The organism is Undibacterium sp. Tian12W (assembly GCF_049339405.1).
GTDB lineage: Bacteria > Pseudomonadota > Gammaproteobacteria > Burkholderiales > Burkholderiaceae_D > Undibacterium.
In genome coordinates, this window is the sequence record NZ_JBMPPK010000013.1 from 13,556 (window position 1) to 35,261 (window position 21,706).

A 21,706-nucleotide genomic window follows, 5' to 3' on the forward strand; every position below is an offset into this window, starting at 1 on the left:
ATTGTTGGAATGAGATGCAAGTCTGTCACTGTAGAGTAACGCCCCCTACCCCAACATCCCTCTCAACACATCCCGCGAATCAAACGCCGCCCGACGCAAACGGTCGTTCACACCTTGCCAATCTTTGTCTTGCGGCAAAGCTTCTACCAAAATCAAATCTGCATGGGCATGATCAAGTTCGCGTAGGCCTGCGTACAGGTCGTGGGCATAGCCTACCGGGTCGGCGGGCAGGTGGCGCCATGCTTCGGCATGGATAGCGGGGTGGGCCTGGTAGCTCATGAGGGCGAGCTTTTTGTTTTTTTCGTGCAGGCGGTTGACTGTGTCATCGAGTTCTGCGGCTTCGACCAGAATTACTGGCGTATGCGGTGCGTAATGGGCATCGAGTGTGCCAGATGCGCGAGGTGCGGCAGCATCTGGTGCTGCTGGTGTAATGCCCAGCACGGCAGCCATTTGGGCGATGGTGATGTGTCCGGGGCGTAGCAGGACGGGGCCGTGGGTGGCGAGGCGGCTGAGATCGACGATGGTGGATTCTATGCCGACATCGCTCTGGCCACCGTCAAGTATGTGGGCAATGAGGCCGCCGGGCTGTATCTCTTGCTCGAATTCTTCTTCTACGTGCGCAGCCATGGTGGGGCTGACGTGGCCGAATTTATTGGCCGATGGTGCAGCCACGCCGCCCTTGCCTGCCTTGAAGGCGCGCAAGAGTTCTTGTGCCACGGGGTGCGATGGGCAACGTATGCCGACAGTATCTTGCCCGCCTGAGACGGCATCGGGGATATGGTCAGCACGTTTCAGGATCAGGGTCAGCGGGCCGGGCCAGAATGCTGCGATGAGCTGGTGTGCTTCTACCGGGATGTCCTTGGCCCAGTAGCTGATATCAGCACCGGGGGCAACGTGGACAATGACCGGATGATTCGATGGCCTGCCCTTGGCGGCATAGATGTTGGCGACGGCTACTGGGTTTTCTGCATCAGCACCGAGTCCATAGACCGTCTCGGTCGGGAAGGCTACCAGTTGGCCGCTTTCCAATGCTTGTGCTGCTTGTGCGATTGCCTCAGGTGTAATGGCTTGTGACTTCATGCCCACTCCGGTGCTGCTATGCCAAGGATAGTGCAGGCTTTGCCGAGGTTGGCCTGCGCTTCTGCCATCGTCGGTGAGACGAAGGTGACGTGGCCCATCTTGCGGGCGCGGCGTGCTTCTGCCTTGCCATACAGGTGCAGGTGCGCACCCGGGATAGCCAGCACTTGATCCCACGCAGGTTCGCGCATGGTGTCGGTGTCGCCTTCATACCAGACATCACCGAGAATATTAAGCATGCCTGCTGGCGAATGCTGGCGCACATCGCCCAGCGGCAATTGCGCAAGTGCCCTGACCTGTTGCTGGAACTGGCTGGTGACGCAGGCATCAATCGTGTAATGGCCGCTATTGTGCGGGCGTGGTGCCATTTCATTGACGACCAGGCTGCCATCCTTGAGCACAAAAAATTCTATGCACAACACGCCTACATAGCCCATCTCTGCAATGATGTGCAGGGCTGCAGCTTGCGCCTTGCTGGCGACATCTGCCGATACATGGGTGCTGGGGGCGATGGTGGTGAACAGGATGCCGTCGCGGTGGACGTTTTCTGCGATTGGGTAAACCACCGCTTCTCCATCAACACCACGGGCGACAAGGACGGATACTTCATAGGCCAGTGGCAGCATTTTTTCGAGTACGCAGACCTGGCCGTTCATGCCTGCAAAAGCGGCGGCGAGTTCGACACGGTCACGCACGCGTACCTGGCCTTTGCCGTCATAACCCATGCGCACGGTTTTCAAGATGCCGGGCAAGAGATCATCGCTGACTTTGGCAACGTCGTCCTGGCTATTGATGGCCAGATGCGGTGCCGGATAAACACCGGTCGTTGTACCGCAGCGGGTGAAGAAGTTTTTTTCTGCGATGCGGTCTTGCGCGATGGAGACGCAGGCAGCAGCTGGTGCGACGAAACTGGTTTGCGCCAGCAGATTCAGGCTTTCTGCCGGGACGTTTTCAAATTCTGTGGTGACGGCTTTGCTGAGCTTGGCCAGCGCCATCAGGCCGGGGTGGTTTTCATAGCCAGCCTGGATATGCTGGCCTGTCACCTGTGCAGCGGGACAGCCTGCTTCAGGCTCCAGCACGGCCACCTGATAACCCATGGCTTGCGCCGCCTGGATAAACATGCGGCCCAGTTGGCCGCCACCCATGATGCCGAGGCAACTGGCGGGGGTATTGGGTAACAATGGCTGGCGGGGCTGTGCGGGCTGTGGATGAGTGGTCATGGTAGTGATTTCAAACTAGGGATTGTTTGTACACAATAGTACAAATCAAATGAGGTACGGATATTTAGGTAGATAGAAATCCGGGTTGCGATATCAAGTTTCGTTAATGGGCCGTGTACCTAGATTGGGCCGTGCCGTAAGTTGGGCTACGCTTTATCAGCCCAACACTGGGCTTCAACAAACGTATCCGTGATTCAAACGCCGAGTGTTGGGCTGGTGAAGCGTAGCCCAACCTACAAGACCAACCCAACCTACGGGGTCAGCCCAACTCACGAAGTTAACTCAACCTACCAGATTATTCCAATCTACAAACTTAACTCAAACCGGCAACACCATATCGCGTGCAACTTGCGTTTGCTTTTCGCGGAACTCGATCAATCTCGCCGCCAATGCATCATCGGTCGTCGCCAATATCGCAATCGCGGCCAGGGCGGCGTTTGCTGCGCCTGCCTCGCCTATCGCAAATGTCGCCACCGGTATGCCTTTGGGCATTTGCACGATGGACAGCAATGAATCTTCGCCACGCAGGTATTTGGATGGCACGGGCACACCCAGTACTGGTACGATGGTTTTGGCAGCAATCATGCCTGGCAGGTGCGCTGCACCGCCAGCACCGGCGATGATGGCGCGCAGGCCGCGTTCGCGGGCGGTTTCTGCATAGGTGAACATTTCGTCCGGCATGCGGTGGGCTGAGACGACCTTGGCTTCAAAGCCTATGCCAAATTCCTTGAGGATGGCAACGGCGTTTTGCATGACGTCCCAGTCTGAGGATGAACCCATGACGACGCCGACGACAATTTTATTTTGCGTAGTCATCATCAGTCCTTCAGGCTTTCGCCAGTCAGGCGTTCCAGTGCTTCGCGGTATTTGGCGGCAGTTTTTTGCACGACTTCATCCGGCAAGGCTGGTGCTGGTGCGGTCTTTTTCCAGCTGGTGATGGTTTCGAGATAATCACGCACGAACTGTTTGTCAAAAGACGGTGGTGAAATGCCGGTAGCATAAGAATCTGCAGGCCAGAAGCGCGAAGAATCAGCAGTCAGCACTTCATCCATCAGATGCAGCACGCCATTGTCGTCGAGGCCAAATTCAAACTTGGTGTCGGCGATGATGATGCCGCGGGTGGCGGCGTATTCTGCGGCTTCAGTGTAGAGCTGTATGCTGATGTCGCGGATCTTGGCGGCCAGTTCTGCGCCTATGCGTTGCTCTGTTTCTGCGTAGCTGATGTTTTCATCATGCTCGCCCATTTCTGCCTTGGCAGCCGGTGTGAAAATAGGTGCTGGCAACTTGGCTGCCTGTGGCAAACCTGCTGGCAATTGTATGCCGCAGATTGCGCCTGTTTCTTGATAATCTTTCCAGCCTGAGCCGATGATGTAGCCGCGTACCACGGCTTCTACCATGATGGGCTTCAGACGTTTTGCGACAACGGCACGGCCTTTGACTTGGGCAACTTCATCTGCTGCCACCACGGATTCTGGTGCGACACCTGTCAGGTGGTTAGGCACGATGTGGCCCAGCTTTTCAAACCAGAAATTCGCCATCTGGTTCAGCACGCGGCCTTTGTCAGGAATGGGTTCATTCATGATGACATCGAATGCGGACAGGCGGTCACTGGTGACGATGAGCAGCTTGTCGTCGCCGACAGCGTAATTGTCACGTACTTTGCCACGGCCCAGCAAAGGCAGGGAATGAAGAGTGGAATTGATTTGCGTAGTCATGAGGGATTTCTTTATTTCGATCTGGATAGGGTTTACACAGAATTGTTGGTGAGGCGAATATAGCTTCTCGTAGGTTGGGCTACGCTTCATCAGCCCAACACTCGGCGTTTAAATAACGCATACATTTTTTAAGGCCCAGTGTTGGGCTGGTAAACCGTAGCCCAACCTACGAGATTAGCCCAACCTACATTTTTCCAACCGTCAATTTTGTCTAAACCCTGCATTTCATTCCCCCCACTCCGGCTCACACCGGAATGAGGAAACAAACTTACGTCTTAATTTACGATCTGCGCCAAAGCGCCCTTCTTGTATTGCTCTGCCACTTTTTCCAATGCCATAGGCTTGATCTTGCCTGCCTGGCCTTCGCAACCGAAGGACAGATAACGTGCCTTGCACACCAGCTTGGCAGCTTCACGCGCTGGCTTCAAATAATCACGTGGATCAAACTTGCCTGGGTTTTCAAACATGTAGCGACGGATCGCGCCTGTCATTGCCAGGCGGATGTCGGTGTCGATGTTGATCTTGCGCACGCCGTTCTGGATGCCGATGACGATTTCTTCAACCGGCACACCATAGGTTTCTTTCATGTCGCCGCCAAACTGACGGATTTCATCCAGCAGTTCTTGCGGTACGGAAGAGGAACCGTGCATGACCAGATGCGTATTTGGAATGCGCTGATGAATCTCTTTGATGCGGTCGATTGCCAGGATGTCGCCAGTTGGCTTGCGAGAGAATTTGTAGGCACCGTGGGAAGTACCGATGGCAATTGCCAGGGCATCGCACTGGGTTTGCTTGACGAAGTCAGCGGCTTGCTGCACGTCAGTCAGCAATTGTTCGCGCGTCATTTTACCGTCGGCACCATGGCCGTCTTCCTTGTCGCCCATCATGGTTTCGAGAGAACCGAGCACGCCCAGTTCTGCTTCTACCGTGACGCCGATGGAGTGGGCAAACTTGACCACTTCACGCGACACTTCGACATTGTATTCATAGCTGGCGACGCTCTTGCCGTCTTCTTCCAGCGAACCATCCATCATCACGGATGTAAAGCCGGATTTGATCGCAGCCATGCAGACTGCTGGCGACTGGCCGTGGTCCTGGTGCATGACGACAGGGATGTGCGGGTAGGCTTCTACCGCGGCTTCGATCAGGTGACGCAAGAATGCTTCGCCAGCATATTTACGGGCACCGGCAGAGGCTTGCATGATGACAGGTGCGCCAACTTCATCGGCGGCCTGCATGATGGCAGTGACCTGCTCCAGGTTGTTGACGTTGAAAGCTGGCAGACCGTAACCGTTTTCGGCGGCGTGGTCCAGCAATTGACGCATGGATACGAGTGGCATAATTAACTCCAGATTGCTTTATAAAAAAATCTTTGTCCCTGCTACGCTTGGTTCTCACCTACTCTGACAATTTTCATTGCATTGGTGCCGCCGACCTGCCCCATGGGTTCACCCCAGGTAACGACGATCATGTCGCCTTTGACGACAACATCGTTTTCCAGCAAGACGGTTTCGGCAGACTTCAACACCGCTTCCCTGTCATCAGAGTAAGGTAGTTTGAAGGTCTGGACATTGCGGTACAGCGCTGCCTTGCGCTGGGTGGCCACGCTTGGTGTCAGTGCAAACAAGGGCACGTCGACGCTGTGGCGGCTCATCCACAAGGCAGTAGAACCCGATTCGGTCAGGGCCACGATGGCTTTTACACCCAGGTGGTGCGCTGTGAACAGCGCACCATAGGCGATGGACTGGTCGATGCGGGTAAAGGTCAGGTTGAGGAAATCGGCGTCAAGCTTGTTCTCCTGGAATTTTTCAGCTTCCAGGCAAATCAGCGACATCGCTTCCACGGTTTCTACAGGGTATTTGCCAGAGGCAGTTTCTGCCGAGGTCATGACGGCATCGGTGCCGTCCAAAACAGCATTGGCCACGTCTGACACTTCAGCACGGGTAGGCACGGCATTGACGATCATGGATTCCATCATCTGCGTGGCAGTAATAGCCAGCTTGTTGGAAGCACGCGCCATTTTGATCATGCGTTTTTGCAGGGCTGGCACAGCCGCATTGCCGACTTCTACAGCCAGGTCACCACGGGCGACCATGATGCCGTCTGATGCATCGAGTATCTCTTGCAGCAGCGGTATCGCTTCTGCACGTTCTATCTTGGCGATCATCATGGGTTTGTGGTTATAAGGCTCACCCGCGATGTTCGAGAGTTGCCTTGCCATTTCCATGTCAGTCGCATTTTTTGGGAAAGACACGGCCACATAATCAGCCTGGAAAGACATCGCAGTCTTGATGTCTTCCATGTCCTTGCCAGTCAGTGCTGGCGCTGTCAGGCCACCGCCCTGGCGGTTGATGCCCTTGTTGTTGGACAGCTCGCCACCAATTTTTGTAATGGTATGGATTTCATTGCCAACGACTTTTTCTACCACCAGCACGATGAGGCCATCATTGAGCAATAGCAGATCGCCATTTCTGACATCGCGTGGCAGGGCTTTGTAATCAAGGCCAACGCGCTCTTGCGTGCCCATGGTGCAGTCTGCATCGAGGATGAACTTGTCGCCGTTTTCAAGATGGATGCGGGAATTTTCAAACTTGCCGATACGGATTTTAGGCCCCTGCAAATCAGCCATGATGGCGATTTCGCGGCCACACTCTGCTGCTGCCTGACGCACCATCGTGGCCCGGTCTATATGATCCTGCGCCTTGCCATGCGAGAAATTCAACCTCACCACATTCACCCCGGCATGGATCATGCGCTTGAGCGTAGCCATGTCATTGGAAGCTGGGCCTATGGTGGCAACAATCTTGGTGGCACGTGACATCTGGTCTCCTGAAAATTAGATATTATTTTTAGCGTTGAGTTGGATGAAAACCTGAAAAGCTTGTTAAGACCGAAAATCTCACCACAGAGACACGGAGACACAGAGGAGCACAGAGAAAGGCAAAAGAGAATCTAATCATTACAGATTCAGTCATTTCAAGGTTTTCTCTTGCCTTTCTCTGTGGTGTAGCGGGGAATTCGAGTGGCATGCCACTCGCCCGCGTAACGAAGACTGCTTGCAAGCAGTCTTTCCTTCCTCTGTACCTCTGTGGTTAATGGTCTTGAATTTGATCTTGACCTTGAATTTACTTTACCGCGCGTTGCAACAAAATTTCTACTGCTGGCAGGGTTTTGCCTTCCAAAAACTCGAGGAAAGCGCCGCCGCCTGTGGAGATATAGCCTACTTTATCAGCGATGTTATACTTGGCAATTGCGGCCAGGGTGTCGCCACCGCCAGCAATCGAGAAGCCTGCAGAATCGGCAATTGCCTGGGCCAGCACCTTGGTGCCGTTGCCGAACTGGTCGAATTCAAATACGCCCACCGGGCCGTTCCAGACTATCGTGCCTGATTTTTTAATTTGTTCTGCCAGCAAGGCTGCGGTTGCCGGGCCGATGTCGAGGATCATGTCATCGTCCTGCACATCTGCCACTGCCTTGACGGTTGCCACTGCCGTTGGCGAAAATTCTTTGGCGCACACTACATCAGTCGGGATAGGCACTGACGCACCGCGCTTGGCCATCATGTCGATAATGGCCTTGGCTTCTTCCACCAGATCAGCTTCTGCAAGGGATTTACCTATCTTGAGGCCAGATGCCAGCATGAAGGTGTTGGCAATGCCGCCACCGACGATGAGGTTATCAACCTTGTCTGCCAAGGACTTCAAAATAGTCAGTTTGCTGGATACCTTGGAGCCAGCCACGATAGCCACCAGTGGGCGCGCAGGTTGACCCAGCGCCTTGCCCAGGGCATCAAGCTCGGCAGACAACAGCGGGCCAGCGCAGGCGACAGGGGCAAATTTGGCGATGCCGTGGGTAGTTGCTTCTGCACGGTGGGCAGTGCCAAAGGCATCATTCACATATACGTCGCACAGGGCAGCCATCTTTTGCGCCAGCGCATCGTCGTTTTTCTTTTCACCCTTGTTGACACGGCAGTTTTCCAGCAAGACCACCTGGCCAGCAGCGACATCGACGCCATCAACCCAGTTTTGCTTGAGTTCTACATTCACGCCCAGCAATTCAGACAAGCGCTTGGCAACCGGTGCCAGTGTATCTTCTGCCTTGAATTCACCTTCAGTCGGGCGACCAAGATGCGAAGTCACCATTACAGCCGCACCTGCCTGCAAAGCCTGCTGTATCGCCGGGACTGAGGCGCGGATACGGGTATCTTCGGTAATATTGCCGTCATCGTCCTGAGGAACGTTCAAATCGGCGCGGATGAAAACACGTTTGCCCTGGAGCTGGTTTGCTGCGATCAGGTCACTGAGTCGGTTGAATTGCATCGTGATATGGAGTTGGCGGTTGAAGGGTGGCGCCCCTGTCTCAGCTAGCCATGAGCCATGATGCTGCACATGGCAAAGCCTGACAAAACACGACGCCGGGATATTTCAAGACTTACGCAAAACCGCTGTCGCGCCATGTTGGTGCATGGCCGGAACAATCTTGTGTAAGCCCTGTGGATATGTCCAAATAAGTCCAGTATTGCATAAGTCCCCAGCCCGCTATTTTACCAAAGCCCGCTTGCAGACCATACGGTTTTGCGCGGGTTTTGCGCGTTTAATGTGAAATTTAATAATAAATTGACATTTATTTGATGGAATTACTTCGGTCTGGGGATGGCGGGTGGGTTTGGTCGGAGATGGATGGGGTTTGGTGGGGAATCAGTACGTTCGTGCTTTTATATGATTTTTGTTAATTTAGCATGCCAAATACTTTTGTTGATTTGCATGTATCAAACGAATATCCACAGCCGAAGCTGCCACATACAAGCAAAACCATTCATATAATTACGTCATTCCTGCGTGCTTTTGGCAGGAATCCACCTGGCTGGCGCTCCAGAGGCGTTCGTGGCAAACTATTGTGCTAGGTTTATCCACCATAAAGTACAGTCAAAATTACTACAATAATTATTAGGAATCTCACTTTCATCAAAGTAAGCACTGCTGACAATGAAGCTTCAAATTGAACTCACAAAATTCTATACAGAAAAAGACGAATCACGTTTTTTCATGGCGCTAAGAGAAATATCGGCCTTGAAATCAATACAAGGCGTTGGGCGCTCACTCATCATCGATTTTGAACTGAGAGGGCTTGGTCGTGATTCGCTGTTTGAATTGATAGGGATATTGAGTCGTTACCAGATCAATTTAAAACCACTTGGCGTACTCGCGGAGCGAAGCAAATTTGCGTGGCTGAAGGATAAGAGTTGGCACTGGTATGCCGGAATGTTTGACCAATAGTGGCCACGAAAGATAGCAATGTAGCTTGTCGCCAATGTTTTTGAAGTCCGCATCTCACATGCGCAACCGCAGTTTGTACATGACAGACAGTGAAAAGTCGGTTAATTGAAAACAAATCCCAAGTATCAAATTATTTCACAATGATTTTTATCGAGCTACTGGTTTACTCGAGTCATCGGCAGGCAATGCATCAAGCTCAGCATTAAGACGTAATTGAATTGCTGATTGATCATTTTCAATTGATGAGAGTGACATTCTTTGCCAGTGCGCAGCACAGACAGCCGCAACTGCGTGTATCGCTTCATGGCGCTGCATTCCTTTTCTTTGCAATCGCTCCATTGCCCAGACAACAGGTCTGACACCATGAGCAATCTGATCTTCAACGAACACATGAAGGTAGGCATGCTGCTTGGATGCCTTCACCCGGATTGAATCGTGATAATTTTTTGCAACCCTCACTTTATCAGCCGGGGATAGCGCCATCCATGTTTCGCGATCCTGAGCTTGATCTGGATTGTAGTAAGTGTTAGTCATGCGATGAGTCTAGTTCTGGGTCACCCATTATCCTGCACAACGCGGCAAAATTAAACAATAACTACTTGAAAATCGAGCGATACGCGAACACGGATTGAAGCCAGGGTGTATGGATGGATAATCAGTATTTGCTTTCTTTTATTGTCTTTTCGATCAATTTACCATGTCGCTTGCAATGGTTAACTTAACCGAACGACCGCAACCGAAGCGGGAACGTGTTCGTCCAGCCCCTTTCATCATTACGTCATTCATGCATGCTTTTGGCAGGAATGACGTCGCAAAGGGAGCCGTTTATGATCAAGCAGAGCTGCGATATGGCGCATGATTGCATGACCTGGCACCGGGCAGGAACATAGCCCCTCACCTCACAACCCCAACCGAATATAAGTAAACACCGCCATCCCAAAAAATATCGTCTGCAACATATTCTTGCGCACCAAAAAGAAAGCTGTTGCCAGCAAACCCGCCAGCAGGCGCGGGTTTTGCAAACCGACTTCGATCTGACCATTGGTCAGCAACAGGTCTGGCACAATGATCGCGGCCAGTGCGCAGGCGGGGGCGTAGCGCAAAGCTTCCTGCACGCGCTTGGGCAGGTTGATGTGATGCCCCACCAGCCAGAAGCCGCTGCGGGCGATGAAGGTGGCGAGAGTCAGCAGGCCTATGACTAGCCAGATTTCCCAATCGCTCATTCTTGCTCCCCATTGTTCTTGCCAGCGGCGGCTACTTTTTTACCGTCCAGATATTCTTCCAGCATCATGGACGTACCCATGCCGAGCAAGACGGCCAGCAAGAGACCTAGTTTGTAGGGCAGATTCACTGCAAGCAGGGCCACGATGCCAGCCACAACGACACCGGCAAAGGCAGCGCGGTTGATGATCAGGGGTAGCATGATGCACAGGATGGCCAGGGTACCGGCAAAGCCCAGACCCCAACTTGACGGCACCTGGCTGCCCAGCAAGATGCCAATGAGAGAGCCAGTTTGCCAGGCGCCCCAATTCGGGAAGACCAAGGATTTGAGATAGGCCAGCTTGCCTTTTTCCTCAATAAATTCAGGATAACGCTGTATGAACAGGCTGACAGAAATGTCGCCTGTCATAAAACCCAGCCAGGCGCGGGTACGCCAGGGCAGGTGCGCAAAATGGGGAGCGAGAATGGCAGAAAAAATCAAAAACCGCAGGTTCACGACCAGTGCCGTAGCAAAAATCACCCATGCTGGTGCGTGTGCGGCAATCAGAGGGAGTGAAGCGAGTTGGGCTGAGCCGGCAAAGACCAGCAGGGTCATGCCCATGGCTTGTGGCAGCGTCAGGCCAGCCTTGATCATGGCAACGCCAACCACCATTCCCCAGGCACCTATACCAAACCAGGTGGGTGCTCCTACTCTCAAACCTTCCTTGATCGCGGCCTTGTCTGATTCAAATGACATGAGAGTGTAGATAGAGCGGGAAAGTGCATCATTGTAACTTGGAAACAAAAAGCTTGCCGATGGTGCTGATTTTGTGAGCAGATTGATAAATTCTCAAATCCTGGCAAGCGCAAACAATTTTAAATTTCATGCAATGCAATTTCGTAGGTTGGGCTGCGGGGTATCAGCCCAACACTGGGCTTCTGCAAACGTATACGGTATTTAAGCGCCGAGTGTTGGGCTGATGAGGCGTAGCCCAACCTACATATTGGCAGGGCCCGGCCCAACCTACGATTTTTTTGGGTCATGCAAAATCACAGAGTACACAGCACCACCACCCACCCGCACGAATACCCCCAGCCACCCCATAATCCGTTAAAATCCCGTTGGCAATGTTTAATTCGGGAGCAACCCAGCGTCGCCAGCCTGTGCGCGCCTGCTTCCAGCACCATTTTTATTTACGGAGTCCCCATGTCCACCACAGCCAGCACAGCCACAACCAATAACATCGTCGAACTGCAAGCCACGGATTTGCCTGCGCATTGCCCTAACCCGGCCATGCCGCTGTGGTCTTCGCATCCACGTGTTTATCTTGATTTGTCGCATGGCGGCACAGCCACCTGTTCTTACTGCGGCACGCAATACAAGCTGGCAGCAGGCGTAGTGCTCAAAGCCCACTAATCCACCACCCCTATCATGGCCGCTAAAAAACAGCTGAATGGCAGTGCCGACGAAGTTGAGGCGGCTTTTTATGATGCACTGAGCCGTGCCGATCTCGATGGCATGATGGCCCTGTGGGCCGAGGATGAAGAGATCGTCTGCATCCACCCCGGTGCAGCCAGGCTGATAGGCCATGCAGCCATACGCAGTTCCTGGGAAGCGATCTTCGAGCGCGGCAGTGTGCAGATACGTCCTTTGCAGTTGCATGCGACCCATAATATGCTGACAGCAGTCCATAGCATCGTCGAAGAATTCCAGCGCCCCAGCGACGGCAGCCAGGATGTACATATCCTGGCCACCAATGTGTATGTCAAGACTCCACGTGGCTGGCGCATCACCATGCACCACGCCTCGGTCGCGTCTGGCAAACCACCGCTGGACATGTTCAAGGCCAGCACCCTGCATTGATGAAGTTTGCATGAAATACATCTCCCCTCGCTGGTTACCCGGTGGCCATTTACAAACCATCTACCCGGCCTTGTTTATCAACAAGCCCGTGACACCGCTGCGGCGCGAGCGCTGGACCACGCCGGACAATGATTTTGTCGATATCGATTTCCTTGATGGCGAACCCGGCAAACCCATGGTCGTGCTTTTCCATGGTCTTGAAGGTTCCAGCGACAGCCATTATGCGCGCGCCATGATGGCTGCCCTTGCTGAAAAAGGCTGGTCGGGTGCGGTACCGCATTTTCGGGGATGCTCGGGCGAGCTGAATCAGGCGCCACGCTTTTATCATTCTGGTGATGCGCAAGAGATAGACTGGATCATAGAGCGCCTGTACCAGCAATTCCATCATCGTCATGATGGTGGCAAGTTTTATGCGGCGGGTGTTTCTCTCGGTGGCAATGCGCTGTTGCGCTGGCTAGGTGAATCGCAACATCATGCGGATATCGTCAATGCAGCCTGCGCCGTCTCTGCCCCGCTTGATCTGGCGCAGGGTGGTGCTTCGCTGTCGAGCGGTTTCAACATGATCTATACCCACATGTTTTTGAAGACACTCAAACCCAAGTGCCTGCAAAAGCTCAACCAGTTCCCTGGCCTGTTCAACCGTGATGCTATGCTCAATGCCCGTGACCTGTACGAGTTTGACAATGTCGTCACTGCCCCGCTGCATGGCTATCTCGATACTGATGATTACTGGCACAGAGCCAGTGCCAAGCTTATACTGAATGACATCACGGTACCGACTTTGGTGCTGAACGCCAGAAATGACCCTTTCCTGCCCGAGCAGCATTTACCCACCCAGGCGGCCAGATGCGTGACGCTGGATTACCCTGATCATGGCGGCCATGTAGGGTTTGCGGCAGGCAAGGTACCAGGCCATTTGAACTGGTTACCGCAAAAGATACTGCAATTTTTTGAGGCGAATAGCTGATGGATGAAATCGTCAAGGCAGCCATGGCCAAGTGGCCGAATGTACCGCATTGCTACGGCTGGCTGGCACTCGATGCACGCGGCAACTGGCGCATGCGCGACGAGCGCAGCCAGGCCTTGAACCTGCAGGGTGACCCCATACGCAATGCCGCCCTGCTGGCTTTCATCACCCGCAATTATTTATGCAATGAAGAGGGTTGCTGGTATTTTCAGAATGGCCCGCAGCGCGTGTATGTCGATCTGGAAGCCACACCTTATATCGCCAACACCACGGTAAATTGTAGCTTAGTGCTACAGCATGGAGAGATGGCTTTCACACCCGAACTCGCCTTTCTTGACCCGCAAGGCAGGCTGCAACTCAGCAGCGGCAATATCCTGGCTCAGCTTGATGACCGCGACCTCGCGCTATGCCTGCCCTGGCTGACCCTGGGCGAAAAGCCAGTCAGTGATGAAGCACTATTGCAGTGGCTGGAAGATGCAAGCACACCTGGCGAATTGCAATTGCGCCCGCCCGGCATGCCTGGTTTATGTGTAGAAGTGCAGCGCTGTGAAGAGGGGCAATTGATGCGGGAATTTGGTTTTGTGGCGCGCCCCAGAGAAAACAGTAATTAAGCCAACGCAAACACACTATCCTGCTCTGCCAACATATATAAAAATGAACAGATACCTGTCTTTATTCCTGGGCTCGCTTTTTGTCATCGCGAACGCCTCTGGTGCAACAGCACTTGATTTATACCTGGGCCCCAAACTGCCACCAGAACAACTCGCCAAAATCAATAATCCTGATGCGATTATTAATTTTATAGATGAACTGGGTCCACAAGGCCTGCCAAGCAATGAAGCACTTACATTACCTGGCAAACACGTCATCAGCATTCAGAGCAAGACTTCCAGAGATGCCGTCGCCATGTATGTCATATTTGAGGCTGGCAAGGAATATGACATTGTTCCGCGTTATCAGGACAAGCTCTGGCGGCCTGAGGTGGTAGAAAAATTGTCAGGCAAAACCGTCAGTTGGATGGGTTTTATACCAGTCACCGATTTGAAGGCTGGAGCCAGTCGCGCACAGGTAGAGGAAATGTTCGAGGGCCAAACCATCCGCGCAAGTTACTCTTACGAGTACAAAAAGATTCTGTATCGAGCGGTACATTACAATGTCTTTCCCAAGAATTCTGTCAATGACCGCAAAGGCGCAGGTACTGATTTTGTCTTCATCTACCGCCCTGACGACACCGTGTTCTTCAGCGGAACATTTACCGGTAATTTACTCAGATCAAACGACCCGGACATTAAAAATATGCTGCCCATGATTAAAGAAGGATGGGCGAATGCGGTTTATGGGCCGCCTGTGGTCAAATAGAAGCACAAAAAACAAGCGCCACCGTCATCAATACTGATGCCTGATATTGAAGCAGGAGCGTGCGGGTAATTCAGCATTTTCATGCCACACAAGTCATTGCACGGCAGACCTCTGCTGCAGGATAAAACACTCTTGATCAAACGCAATCTTCACAAAGAATTGCGTCTATCCCCAGCGCCTGTCACACAAACTTAACTGTATTTTATTGAGGTGCGCTGATAAGATATGGCACTTTTTTCTTCTGGATTCCATCCATGTCTATACGCAAAACCTTCGCGCCTTTTGCCTTTTTTGGCCTCATGCTGCTGGCAGCCATGCAATCAGCTCAGGCGGTGGAGCAACTTGCTCCGGGTTTTAGCAAGATTCCCAAAGGCAGCACTGTACTCATCATGCCCAGTGACATAGAACTGTATTCACTGAGTGCAGGTGGCGTTCCTGAACCCAAGGCCGACTGGACTGAAGCAGCTTCCAGGTATTTTGCCAAGGCCCTGATAGAGAAAAAGAATAAATTTGGCCTAAATACTGTCACCCTCAATGCACAGGATGCGGACTCCACTGCAGAGGTCAACGCCTTGCATGGTGCAGTTGCGCAGGCGATCAACCTGCACCACTTCAGCTCCTCCTCGTTATACTTGCCGACCAAGGCAGGTGCGCTTGACTGGTCATTGGGAGATTCTGTACTAGTCCTGCGCGAAAAAACCCAGGCAGACTATGCAATATTTACCTGGGTCAGGGATAGCTATGCCAGCGCCGAGCGCAAGGCTGCTATGATCGCCATGGCCATTTTTGGCGTAGGCCTGACAGGCGGCATGCAAGTCGGTTATGCCTCACTGGTTGATCTGCGCACTGGCCGGATACTCTGGTTCAATAAATTGATCAGCGGTTCAGGCGACATGCGCGAACTGGATAAGGCAAGAAACACCGTGGACAACTTGCTCGACAAGTTCCCGGTGAAACCATGAAATACCGCAAGGGTCAACACCTGCTCTGTATTACCCTGGGCTTGAGCCTGGGTCTGAGCAGTATCACCGCCAGCGCCCAGGCTTTGTATCAGGTGCCTGGCCGTTTCATCCGTCCTGAGATCAGCACGGACGAAGGTGGTCTGTGGTCCATGATGGACAGGGAAGAAACCAAATTGCGCCGCAGCCCCTTTGTCTTGAAAGACAAAGAGTTCACGCAATATGTACAAGCCCTGACCTGCAAGCTGGCGCCAGAACATTGTCCGGACATCCGGGTGCACATCGTCAGGAATCATTATTTCAACGCCAACATGGCGCCAAATGGCATGATGCAAGTCTGGTCTGGCCTGATGCTGCGTGCAGACAATGAGGCGCAACTGGCTTCTGTATTGGGACATGAGATAGGCCATTACCTTGAGCGGCATACCTTGTCCAATTTGCGCGACATCAAGAGCCGTGCCGCCTTTGGGCAGTTCCTCGGTTTGTTTGGTTTGATTGGTGCACTGGGCCAGGTCGGTTTGCTTGCCGGGCAATTTTCGTTTTCGCGTGAGCATGAAAGCGATGCCGACAGGATAGGTATCGTACTGCTGCATAACGCTCACTATGATACGACTGAAGCTGCAAAAATCTGGGAAAACCTGCGTGAAGAGAGCAAGGCAGGTCCGCTGGGTGACCCGGCTAAAAACAGTCCCATGTTTGCCACTCACCCGCCCATCCACGAGCGCAAGGAAAAGCTGGAGCAATATGCAGCGCTGCTCAATACCCAGGGCAGCAATAACCAGCAAGAATGGCTGGAGCGTACCGCACCATTCCTGCATGACTGGCTGGTCGATGAAATCAAACGTGGCAGCTATGCCGAATCCCTGGTCCTGTTTGAGCGTCTGTCAGGGCGTCAAGTGAAACAGGCGGAATACCTGTGGGCCAAGGCTGAAATACTGCGTTTGCGCAATCAGGATAAGGATGCTGACCTGGCACTGACTCAGTATCAGGCTGCCATCGCAGCAGGCAATGAACCTGCCGAAACACACCGTGGCATGGGTTTGATCTGGCGTCAAAAAGGTAATAAAGACCAGGCAAAACTATGCTTTGAACAGTACCTGCAAAGTGCACCCGAAGCCGGAGATGCACTCATGATTAAAAGTTATATTGAGGATTTGAATACATGAATTTTCTTAAGAAACTCTCAGTCCTGGGACTGGTACTCGCATTAAGTGCCTGCGTCACCACAACCAAAGTAGAGTCAGGCACGCGCCTGATTGGCGACAAACTCAATCTCACGCTGGAAGGTGCCTGGAACCAGGTCAGTGCCAGTGGCATGAATGGTCCACACCGCGATACCTGGACCATGGAAGGTTTGCCGGTAGATAAGCTGCTGGTGTATTCAGGCCTGCGGGATGGCGAGCCTGTGCACCCGCCAGAAGAATCGAACAAGGATAAAAAAGTGTTCGCATTTAAACCAGGCATGCAAAATGAGCAGATCATTGCCTTGTTTGAAGGTGCACTGACACGTGACAGTTCTACCTTCAAATTACTGAAAATGGAGCCCAGCCAGTTTGGCGGTACCAAAGGTTTTCATTTTGAATTCAGCCTCTTGCGTAAGCTTGATAATCTCGAAATCCTTGGCAGCGCAGATGTATCTGTCGTCAACGGGCAACTGTATGCGATCATGTACCAGGCACCAAAACTGGTGTTTTACCCACGACATATAGAGCGGGTGAAGCGCATCGTACAAAGCGCAAGGATAGGTTAACTCACTGAAGTAAGCTAATAAAGCCGGCGATGCCGGCTTTATTTTTACCCCTGCCTGACGCAAGCAATCAGCTGCCATCCGCCTTTGCTGGCTTGTCACCAGTACCGCGCACATTGATCTTGACTATGCTTTGCAAGAAATCAAACCAGAAAGGTGCCCCCAGGCTGACGGCAAATGCGGTGACCAGGCAACCCAGCAGCGCCATGCCGCAAGGGAAGCTGGCGAAGAAACTTTGAAAGCCAAACATGGTGAGCACATCAGCAGTGATGGCAGGGGTTGTCGTTGCGCCTTTTTCTATGGCGGCTGCGGCAGCCGCGGCGGCCTGGTCCCTGAGCACAGGGCTGACCCATAGTGCGCTGCCAACGGCAAAGGCATCGAGCTTCATGGCCACGGCCAGTATTGCCCCCAGGCCCAGGCTCAGGTAGCTGGCATAGCGCTTGTAACGGCCAGACAGGCGGTCCATGGATTCATCAAACCAGGTGGCCACTTCCTGCTCTACCTTGGTGACATCACCCTGGGCACGGCTGACGGCGAGTTGCAGCACGCTTTTCAGATTCCCGGCTGGTAAATTATCCACGGCAATATCAAGGCGGTTGAAAGCATCTTTGGAAGCATCTCCTGCACCACCAAGCACATGGATAGTGGCCGCAGCAAAACTGGTCGATGAAATATAAGAGAGCTTGCCATCGAGCGGCGATACCCGCGGATGATTGACGATAGCCTGTATGACAGGGTCAAGATTCTTTTTTTGCTCCAGCAATTCATCAATGCCAGAAGCAAGCGTATTGGCCCTGAGTTTCAAGACCGTGGCAATAAATTCCTGCAATGCGGTCACGAACAGCGATACCGCAAGAAAAAACAGGGCGATACCGATGGCCGTTTCCAATACCTGGCTACCAAACATGATGAATCCTTTTCTCGATGTTGCCAACGGAGCTGTACAACAAGTTTGCTTAATAAGTTTTCTTAATAAATTTGCTTAACAAGTTTTCTTAATGCAGACCTTGCATTGCTCCTGCGTTTTGTTATTCAAATTAAATTCATTTGGGTAAATTCATTTGGGATTCAGCAATTTTGAGTCCCGCGTTGCAGCCTGTACCACGTTAACTACCTTGTCTGCGGCCTTGCTGCTCGCTATGCCTATCACCACTTTGTAAGCCTGCCGTGCCAACCAGCCAGCACTATCGACGTGGGCGGCCACCCGCAGCAACTTGTCTGCTCTCGCCTCTATCTGGTCTTCAAGACTGGCAGGGTCAAACTTGCCCGGTATCTCGGGCGATGACTGCTCAGCCAGGGCAGAACCATACAAGGGGATGATGGGAATCTCAAACTTGCCGCTGTTGGGCGGGGTCTCTACCGCCGGAGGTTTAAGCGGATTGAACACGGCATTGTCGGGTTCCAGCGTAAACCAGGATTTTAAAAAAGCCTGGCAATTCCTGCGGCCCAGCATGTAGTCATGTTCACGGTATTGCCGGGAGAAAAAACCAAGGAAAGCCGCCAGGCCGGATGAGGCAATCGCATCGCCACCTGTCAGTGGATCGCCTTTCGCATTCTTGCGACTGGGCGTGATCAAAAAGCGGCTGAAGTCACTGCCATCAGTAAAAGCCGCAAGGTCTGCTGAATTGAAACGGTTATTCTGGATCAGGCAATTAATGGTGGGGAACAGGATGCTCGCCAAATCGGCCTTGGGCAAGGCAGCAAAATTGGGCACATCGGTAAATGGGTCTATCAGCACGATGGCACGGTTGACCGTGCTGCCACTGGTTTCGCGGGTTGGTGCTATGCCTGCCAGCACATCATGCGCGAGGCCTATCGGTGCATTGTCGGTGCAACCGCCATCAAGAGAAACAAACGCATACTTGCTGCCTGCATCGCTATCGGGCTGTACAAACAATGACCATTCCGGCACCAGCCATTGCGGGCTGTAAACGCCCTGCCCGCTATTCGGCAAGATGTAGCGGTAAGCATAATGCCCGGCTGGCCTGGCGATCTGCACAGCAGGCAAACCCACAGGAAAAGCCGCCGTACCCAGCGCATAACTGGACATGCCAGACCAGGCCAGCATGTCCTGAGTCTGATTACCAACCTCAAAACTATCTGGCGCCAACGCATATTGTGGTGTTGGCAGTGCCCCCTGGATATCAATGGCAAAGCGCACAAAATCAGCGTGATTGACAAAGTATTCGGCGCGGCCAGTCTGGCCGGAAAACATCTGCTTGTAAGGGATGCCCGCGACATTGGTATAAGTCAGTATTACCGGCAAAGGATTGGCTACATATTGCCGCGCTGCAGCCTGCCCGCTGTCAAATGAAATGCCACTGGCAGCCGCTGCAGCAAGCGGTTTGCCAGACAATAATGAGGTGATCGTCGTTGCGCCATCAAGATCATCGGTCGCCAGCAAACCGTCTATATCGATGGCATTGACCCATATCTGATAGAACGGATTCTTTGCCCTCAACTCAGGCGCGGTCTGTACACTCGCCGGCGGATAGACATAACTGAGTGCACGTGACAGCAGCACGGCATTAACACCACCGCCAGAAGTACCAGTGACCGCCCTGATCAAGACTTTGTGGCGTGGCACGGTTGGCGCACCGGGGTTGTCTTTGTCATCTTGTACAATCGCCGCAGCCCAGGCATCCAGTGCCTCGATCAGAAAATCCAGCACCCCGGCTGTATAACAACCGGCAGACACCGTGCCGCCGAGCACCAGAGCCAGCTCAAAGGTATGTGCAGCAGGCCCAGGCTGCGTCAGCGGGAATATCTTGTCAACGGCCACCTGTGGCGTAACTGGATAAGTTGCTTCAGACAAAATACACTCCTCAATGATAAGTGGCTGCATCATTAAATGACTTGCGCCCTCTCTCCCAAAAAAACCGGCATGGGGATGACAGCACGATGAGACATGCCCTGCTGTTGAGCACGGACATGTTCCACTTTAGCTGGCTGATTTTTCAGAGAGATGACATTTTTACAAACAAAGCGAAGATAACATTTGCTTACAAAAAAGTCACTTTATTCAAGATGAGTGTTGCGTGTATTCACAGTTCTTGTGCAGAGAGATGTGAATTGCTTGTCGATGGGGAGTGTCAAACCATGGCTTTGTGATCTGCAGTCTGGTCGCCCGATCAGTCACTGCAGTCACTGATTATGCAACATCAGGCAAGCTGTCACTCCTGCTTTTCAGTACCGCCGCAAACACCTGCGCCAGCTCTGCTGCGTCTTCACCTGCATGGTGGGTATGCGGCAAACCCTCAAGATTAAGCGCGTATTTGATCTTGCCCTTGCGGCTTTCCACCCATTCGCAACCTGTCAGGCCCATCCAGTAGCTGCGCAAATCCACGCCCGAGCCAGTAGAGCCAAAGGGGCTGGCACCAACGTATCTCATGAAGTACCAATGCACATACATGCCATCCCACACTGCCGGTGCCGCCAGAAACACGGGCCGGCCTATCTTGCGCAGAGAATTCACCCAGTCATAAGCTGCACGTATTGCCACTGCGGCCTCTGGCGCATGGTCTATCAGGTGTTGCCTGTCGAGGCCAGAGACAGCCAGTGCAGCGGGATCAAATTCATCAGAGATGGGTTTAAGTTCAGTATAAAAGCTCAGCTCAGGATGCCCGGCTACCGCCATGCCCAGAGAGATCATGCTATACGGGCCGGGGATGGGCCCATCGGCCTCTACATCGACGGCAATAAAAATCTCTGGCAATTTTTCATTCACTGCTGTCATGCCTTGCTCCTTTTTGTTTGTCTTTAGCGCTCTTACATGGTGGCTTATTGCAGTCTTTTCCAGCCCTCTTCGACGATCACCCAGGAAATATCTTCAGGATCAGCACTCGAGCCAGGGCGCATCGCCAGGCACGAAGCGATGAGCGCACTGTTACCGCGCCACAATCCAAAGCGGTTGCGCACGAGCATGCCCCAAAGAACGGCATGGTCTTTCAATTCTGTGTATTTTGTCTTGCGCAAAGCCTGCTTGCTGTTGTCATCAAGCTTGGCCAGGAATTGGCTTACTGCTTGCCCGCAACTTGCAGGCCATGATGATGCATCAGGACGGGAGCGACAGGTCTTGTCATTGACATCATCAGTGCGCATGCACATGGCGGTTGCCGGGTTATAGCTGGGCCTGCCCGGTTCTGCCGTTGCGTCAAGTTGCGCCTGTGCAGCGCTGGATAAAAACACGGCTGCAATCACAGCCAAATGCATCTTGCCTGTTGTTGTTTTCATGTTTGTGCTCTGTAAAAAACTGGCGGCGCAGGCAGGTGAGCTGATTGCCGCCCGGGCAAGGACGCAAGGACAGCGCCCACTATAAGCAG

The 21,706-nt window shown here is 52.8% G+C and carries 23 protein-coding genes; 9 read left to right on the forward strand and 14 right to left on the reverse strand.

Translation table 11 applies throughout. The annotated features are described in order from the left end of the window. Positions 1-45 precede the first annotated feature (45 nt). From ACO0LI_RS17075 to ACO0LI_RS17105, 7 genes are all read right to left on the reverse strand, one after another. On the reverse strand, positions 46-1,080 hold the full coding sequence (locus tag ACO0LI_RS17075; protein ID WP_423033964.1) for an L-threonylcarbamoyladenylate synthase: 1,035 nt from the start codon (positions 1,078-1,080) through the stop codon (positions 46-48). After that, the gene (locus ACO0LI_RS17080; protein WP_423033966.1) at positions 1,077-2,297 is read right to left on the reverse strand and encodes a 5-(carboxyamino)imidazole ribonucleotide synthase; all 1,221 of its coding nucleotides are present in this window, start codon (positions 2,295-2,297) and stop codon (positions 1,077-1,079) included. Before ACO0LI_RS17080 ends, ACO0LI_RS17075 begins: the two co-directional genes overlap by 4 nt. Before the next feature lie 318 nt (positions 2,298-2,615). Continuing rightward, positions 2,616-3,113 carry a 5-(carboxyamino)imidazole ribonucleotide mutase gene (gene purE / locus ACO0LI_RS17085; protein WP_423033968.1) on the reverse strand — a complete coding sequence of 166 codons (498 nt, stop codon included), beginning with the start codon at positions 3,111-3,113 and terminating at the stop codon, positions 2,616-2,618. A 2-nt stretch (positions 3,114-3,115) separates the two neighbouring features. Further along, complete coding sequence (locus ACO0LI_RS17090; protein ID WP_162042490.1) at positions 3,116-4,012, reverse strand: phosphoribosylaminoimidazolesuccinocarboxamide synthase; 897 nt, start codon at positions 4,010-4,012, stop codon at positions 3,116-3,118. A gap of 275 nt (positions 4,013-4,287) precedes the next feature. Continuing rightward, positions 4,288-5,352 carry a class II fructose-bisphosphate aldolase gene (gene fba, locus ACO0LI_RS17095; RefSeq protein ID WP_423013034.1) on the reverse strand — a complete coding sequence of 355 codons (1,065 nt, stop codon included), beginning with the start codon at positions 5,350-5,352 and terminating at the stop codon, positions 4,288-4,290. A 41-nt stretch (positions 5,353-5,393) separates the two neighbouring features. Beyond that, positions 5,394-6,833 (reverse strand): pyruvate kinase, encoded by a 1,440-nt coding sequence (gene pyk / locus ACO0LI_RS17100; RefSeq protein ID WP_422953734.1) that lies wholly within the window; start codon positions 6,831-6,833, stop codon positions 5,394-5,396. Between the two features lie 304 nt (positions 6,834-7,137). Beyond that, positions 7,138-8,331: a phosphoglycerate kinase gene (locus ACO0LI_RS17105; RefSeq protein ID WP_423033970.1), complete on the reverse strand. Its 1,194-nt coding sequence runs from the start codon at positions 8,329-8,331 to the stop codon at positions 7,138-7,140. 666 nt (positions 8,332-8,997) lie between these two features. Here ACO0LI_RS17105 and ACO0LI_RS17110 point away from each other — a divergent pair. Further along, complete coding sequence (locus tag ACO0LI_RS17110) at positions 8,998-9,288, forward strand: hypothetical protein (protein ID WP_423033972.1); 291 nt, start codon at positions 8,998-9,000, stop codon at positions 9,286-9,288. A 147-nt stretch (positions 9,289-9,435) separates the two neighbouring features. Here the strand turns inward: ACO0LI_RS17110 and ACO0LI_RS17115 are convergent, their stop codons facing one another. From ACO0LI_RS17115 to ACO0LI_RS17125, 3 genes are all read right to left on the reverse strand, one after another. Beyond that, complete coding sequence (locus ACO0LI_RS17115) at positions 9,436-9,822, reverse strand: hypothetical protein (RefSeq protein WP_423033974.1); 387 nt, start codon at positions 9,820-9,822, stop codon at positions 9,436-9,438. Positions 9,823-10,187: 365 nt separating this feature from the next. Next, positions 10,188-10,511 carry an AzlD domain-containing protein gene (locus tag ACO0LI_RS17120; RefSeq protein ID WP_422953738.1) on the reverse strand — a complete coding sequence of 108 codons (324 nt, stop codon included), beginning with the start codon at positions 10,509-10,511 and terminating at the stop codon, positions 10,188-10,190. Further along, positions 10,508-11,245, reverse strand: coding sequence for an AzlC family ABC transporter permease (locus tag ACO0LI_RS17125; RefSeq protein WP_422953739.1), 738 nt, complete (start codon positions 11,243-11,245; stop codon positions 10,508-10,510). The genes ACO0LI_RS17120 and ACO0LI_RS17125 overlap by 4 nt, the downstream gene beginning before the upstream one ends. 450 nt (positions 11,246-11,695) lie before the next feature. Between ACO0LI_RS17125 and ACO0LI_RS17130 the strand changes: the two genes are divergently transcribed. From ACO0LI_RS17130 to ACO0LI_RS17165, 8 genes are all read left to right on the forward strand, one after another. Further along, positions 11,696-11,905, forward strand: coding sequence for a zinc-finger domain-containing protein (locus ACO0LI_RS17130; protein ID WP_162042497.1), 210 nt, complete (start codon positions 11,696-11,698; stop codon positions 11,903-11,905). A 15-nt stretch (positions 11,906-11,920) separates the two neighbouring features. Further along, positions 11,921-12,352 (forward strand): YybH family protein, encoded by a 432-nt coding sequence (locus ACO0LI_RS17135; RefSeq protein WP_162042498.1) that lies wholly within the window; start codon positions 11,921-11,923, stop codon positions 12,350-12,352. Between the two features lie 10 nt (positions 12,353-12,362). Beyond that, the gene (locus tag ACO0LI_RS17140; protein ID WP_423033976.1) at positions 12,363-13,319 is read left to right on the forward strand and encodes a YheT family hydrolase; all 957 of its coding nucleotides are present in this window, start codon (positions 12,363-12,365) and stop codon (positions 13,317-13,319) included. Then, positions 13,319-13,930: a DUF2946 family protein gene (locus ACO0LI_RS17145; RefSeq protein ID WP_423033978.1), complete on the forward strand. Its 612-nt coding sequence runs from the start codon at positions 13,319-13,321 to the stop codon at positions 13,928-13,930. Before ACO0LI_RS17140 ends, ACO0LI_RS17145 begins: the two co-directional genes overlap by 1 nt. 43 nt (positions 13,931-13,973) lie before the next feature. Beyond that, positions 13,974-14,678: a hypothetical protein gene (locus ACO0LI_RS17150; protein WP_423033980.1), complete on the forward strand. Its 705-nt coding sequence runs from the start codon at positions 13,974-13,976 to the stop codon at positions 14,676-14,678. Between the two features lie 254 nt (positions 14,679-14,932). Next, entirely contained in the window at positions 14,933-15,640 is a 708-nt protein-coding gene (locus ACO0LI_RS17155) for a hypothetical protein (protein WP_423033982.1), read from the forward strand. Further along, positions 15,637-16,803 (forward strand): M48 family metalloprotease, encoded by a 1,167-nt coding sequence (locus tag ACO0LI_RS17160; protein ID WP_423033984.1) that lies wholly within the window; start codon positions 15,637-15,639, stop codon positions 16,801-16,803. The genes ACO0LI_RS17155 and ACO0LI_RS17160 overlap by 4 nt, the downstream gene beginning before the upstream one ends. Then, on the forward strand, positions 16,800-17,387 hold the full coding sequence (locus tag ACO0LI_RS17165; protein WP_423033986.1) for a hypothetical protein: 588 nt from the start codon (positions 16,800-16,802) through the stop codon (positions 17,385-17,387). The genes ACO0LI_RS17160 and ACO0LI_RS17165 overlap by 4 nt, the downstream gene beginning before the upstream one ends. 67 nt (positions 17,388-17,454) lie before the next feature. Here the strand turns inward: ACO0LI_RS17165 and ACO0LI_RS17170 are convergent, their stop codons facing one another. The 4 genes from ACO0LI_RS17170 to ACO0LI_RS17185 all read right to left on the reverse strand — a co-directional run bounded on the left by ACO0LI_RS17170 (position 17,455) and on the right by ACO0LI_RS17185 (position 21,617). After that, a complete protein-coding gene (locus tag ACO0LI_RS17170; protein WP_423033988.1) occupies positions 17,455-18,291 on the reverse strand; it encodes a hypothetical protein in 837 nt (278 codons plus the stop codon). A 150-nt stretch (positions 18,292-18,441) separates the two neighbouring features. After that, entirely contained in the window at positions 18,442-20,199 is a 1,758-nt protein-coding gene (locus ACO0LI_RS17175) for a patatin-like phospholipase family protein (protein WP_423033990.1), read from the reverse strand. 336 nt (positions 20,200-20,535) lie between these two features. Next, entirely contained in the window at positions 20,536-21,120 is a 585-nt protein-coding gene (locus ACO0LI_RS17180; RefSeq protein WP_423033991.1) for a hypothetical protein, read from the reverse strand. Positions 21,121-21,164: 44 nt separating this feature from the next. Then, entirely contained in the window at positions 21,165-21,617 is a 453-nt protein-coding gene (locus tag ACO0LI_RS17185; protein WP_423033993.1) for a DUF6794 domain-containing protein, read from the reverse strand. Positions 21,618-21,706 lie beyond the last annotated feature (89 nt).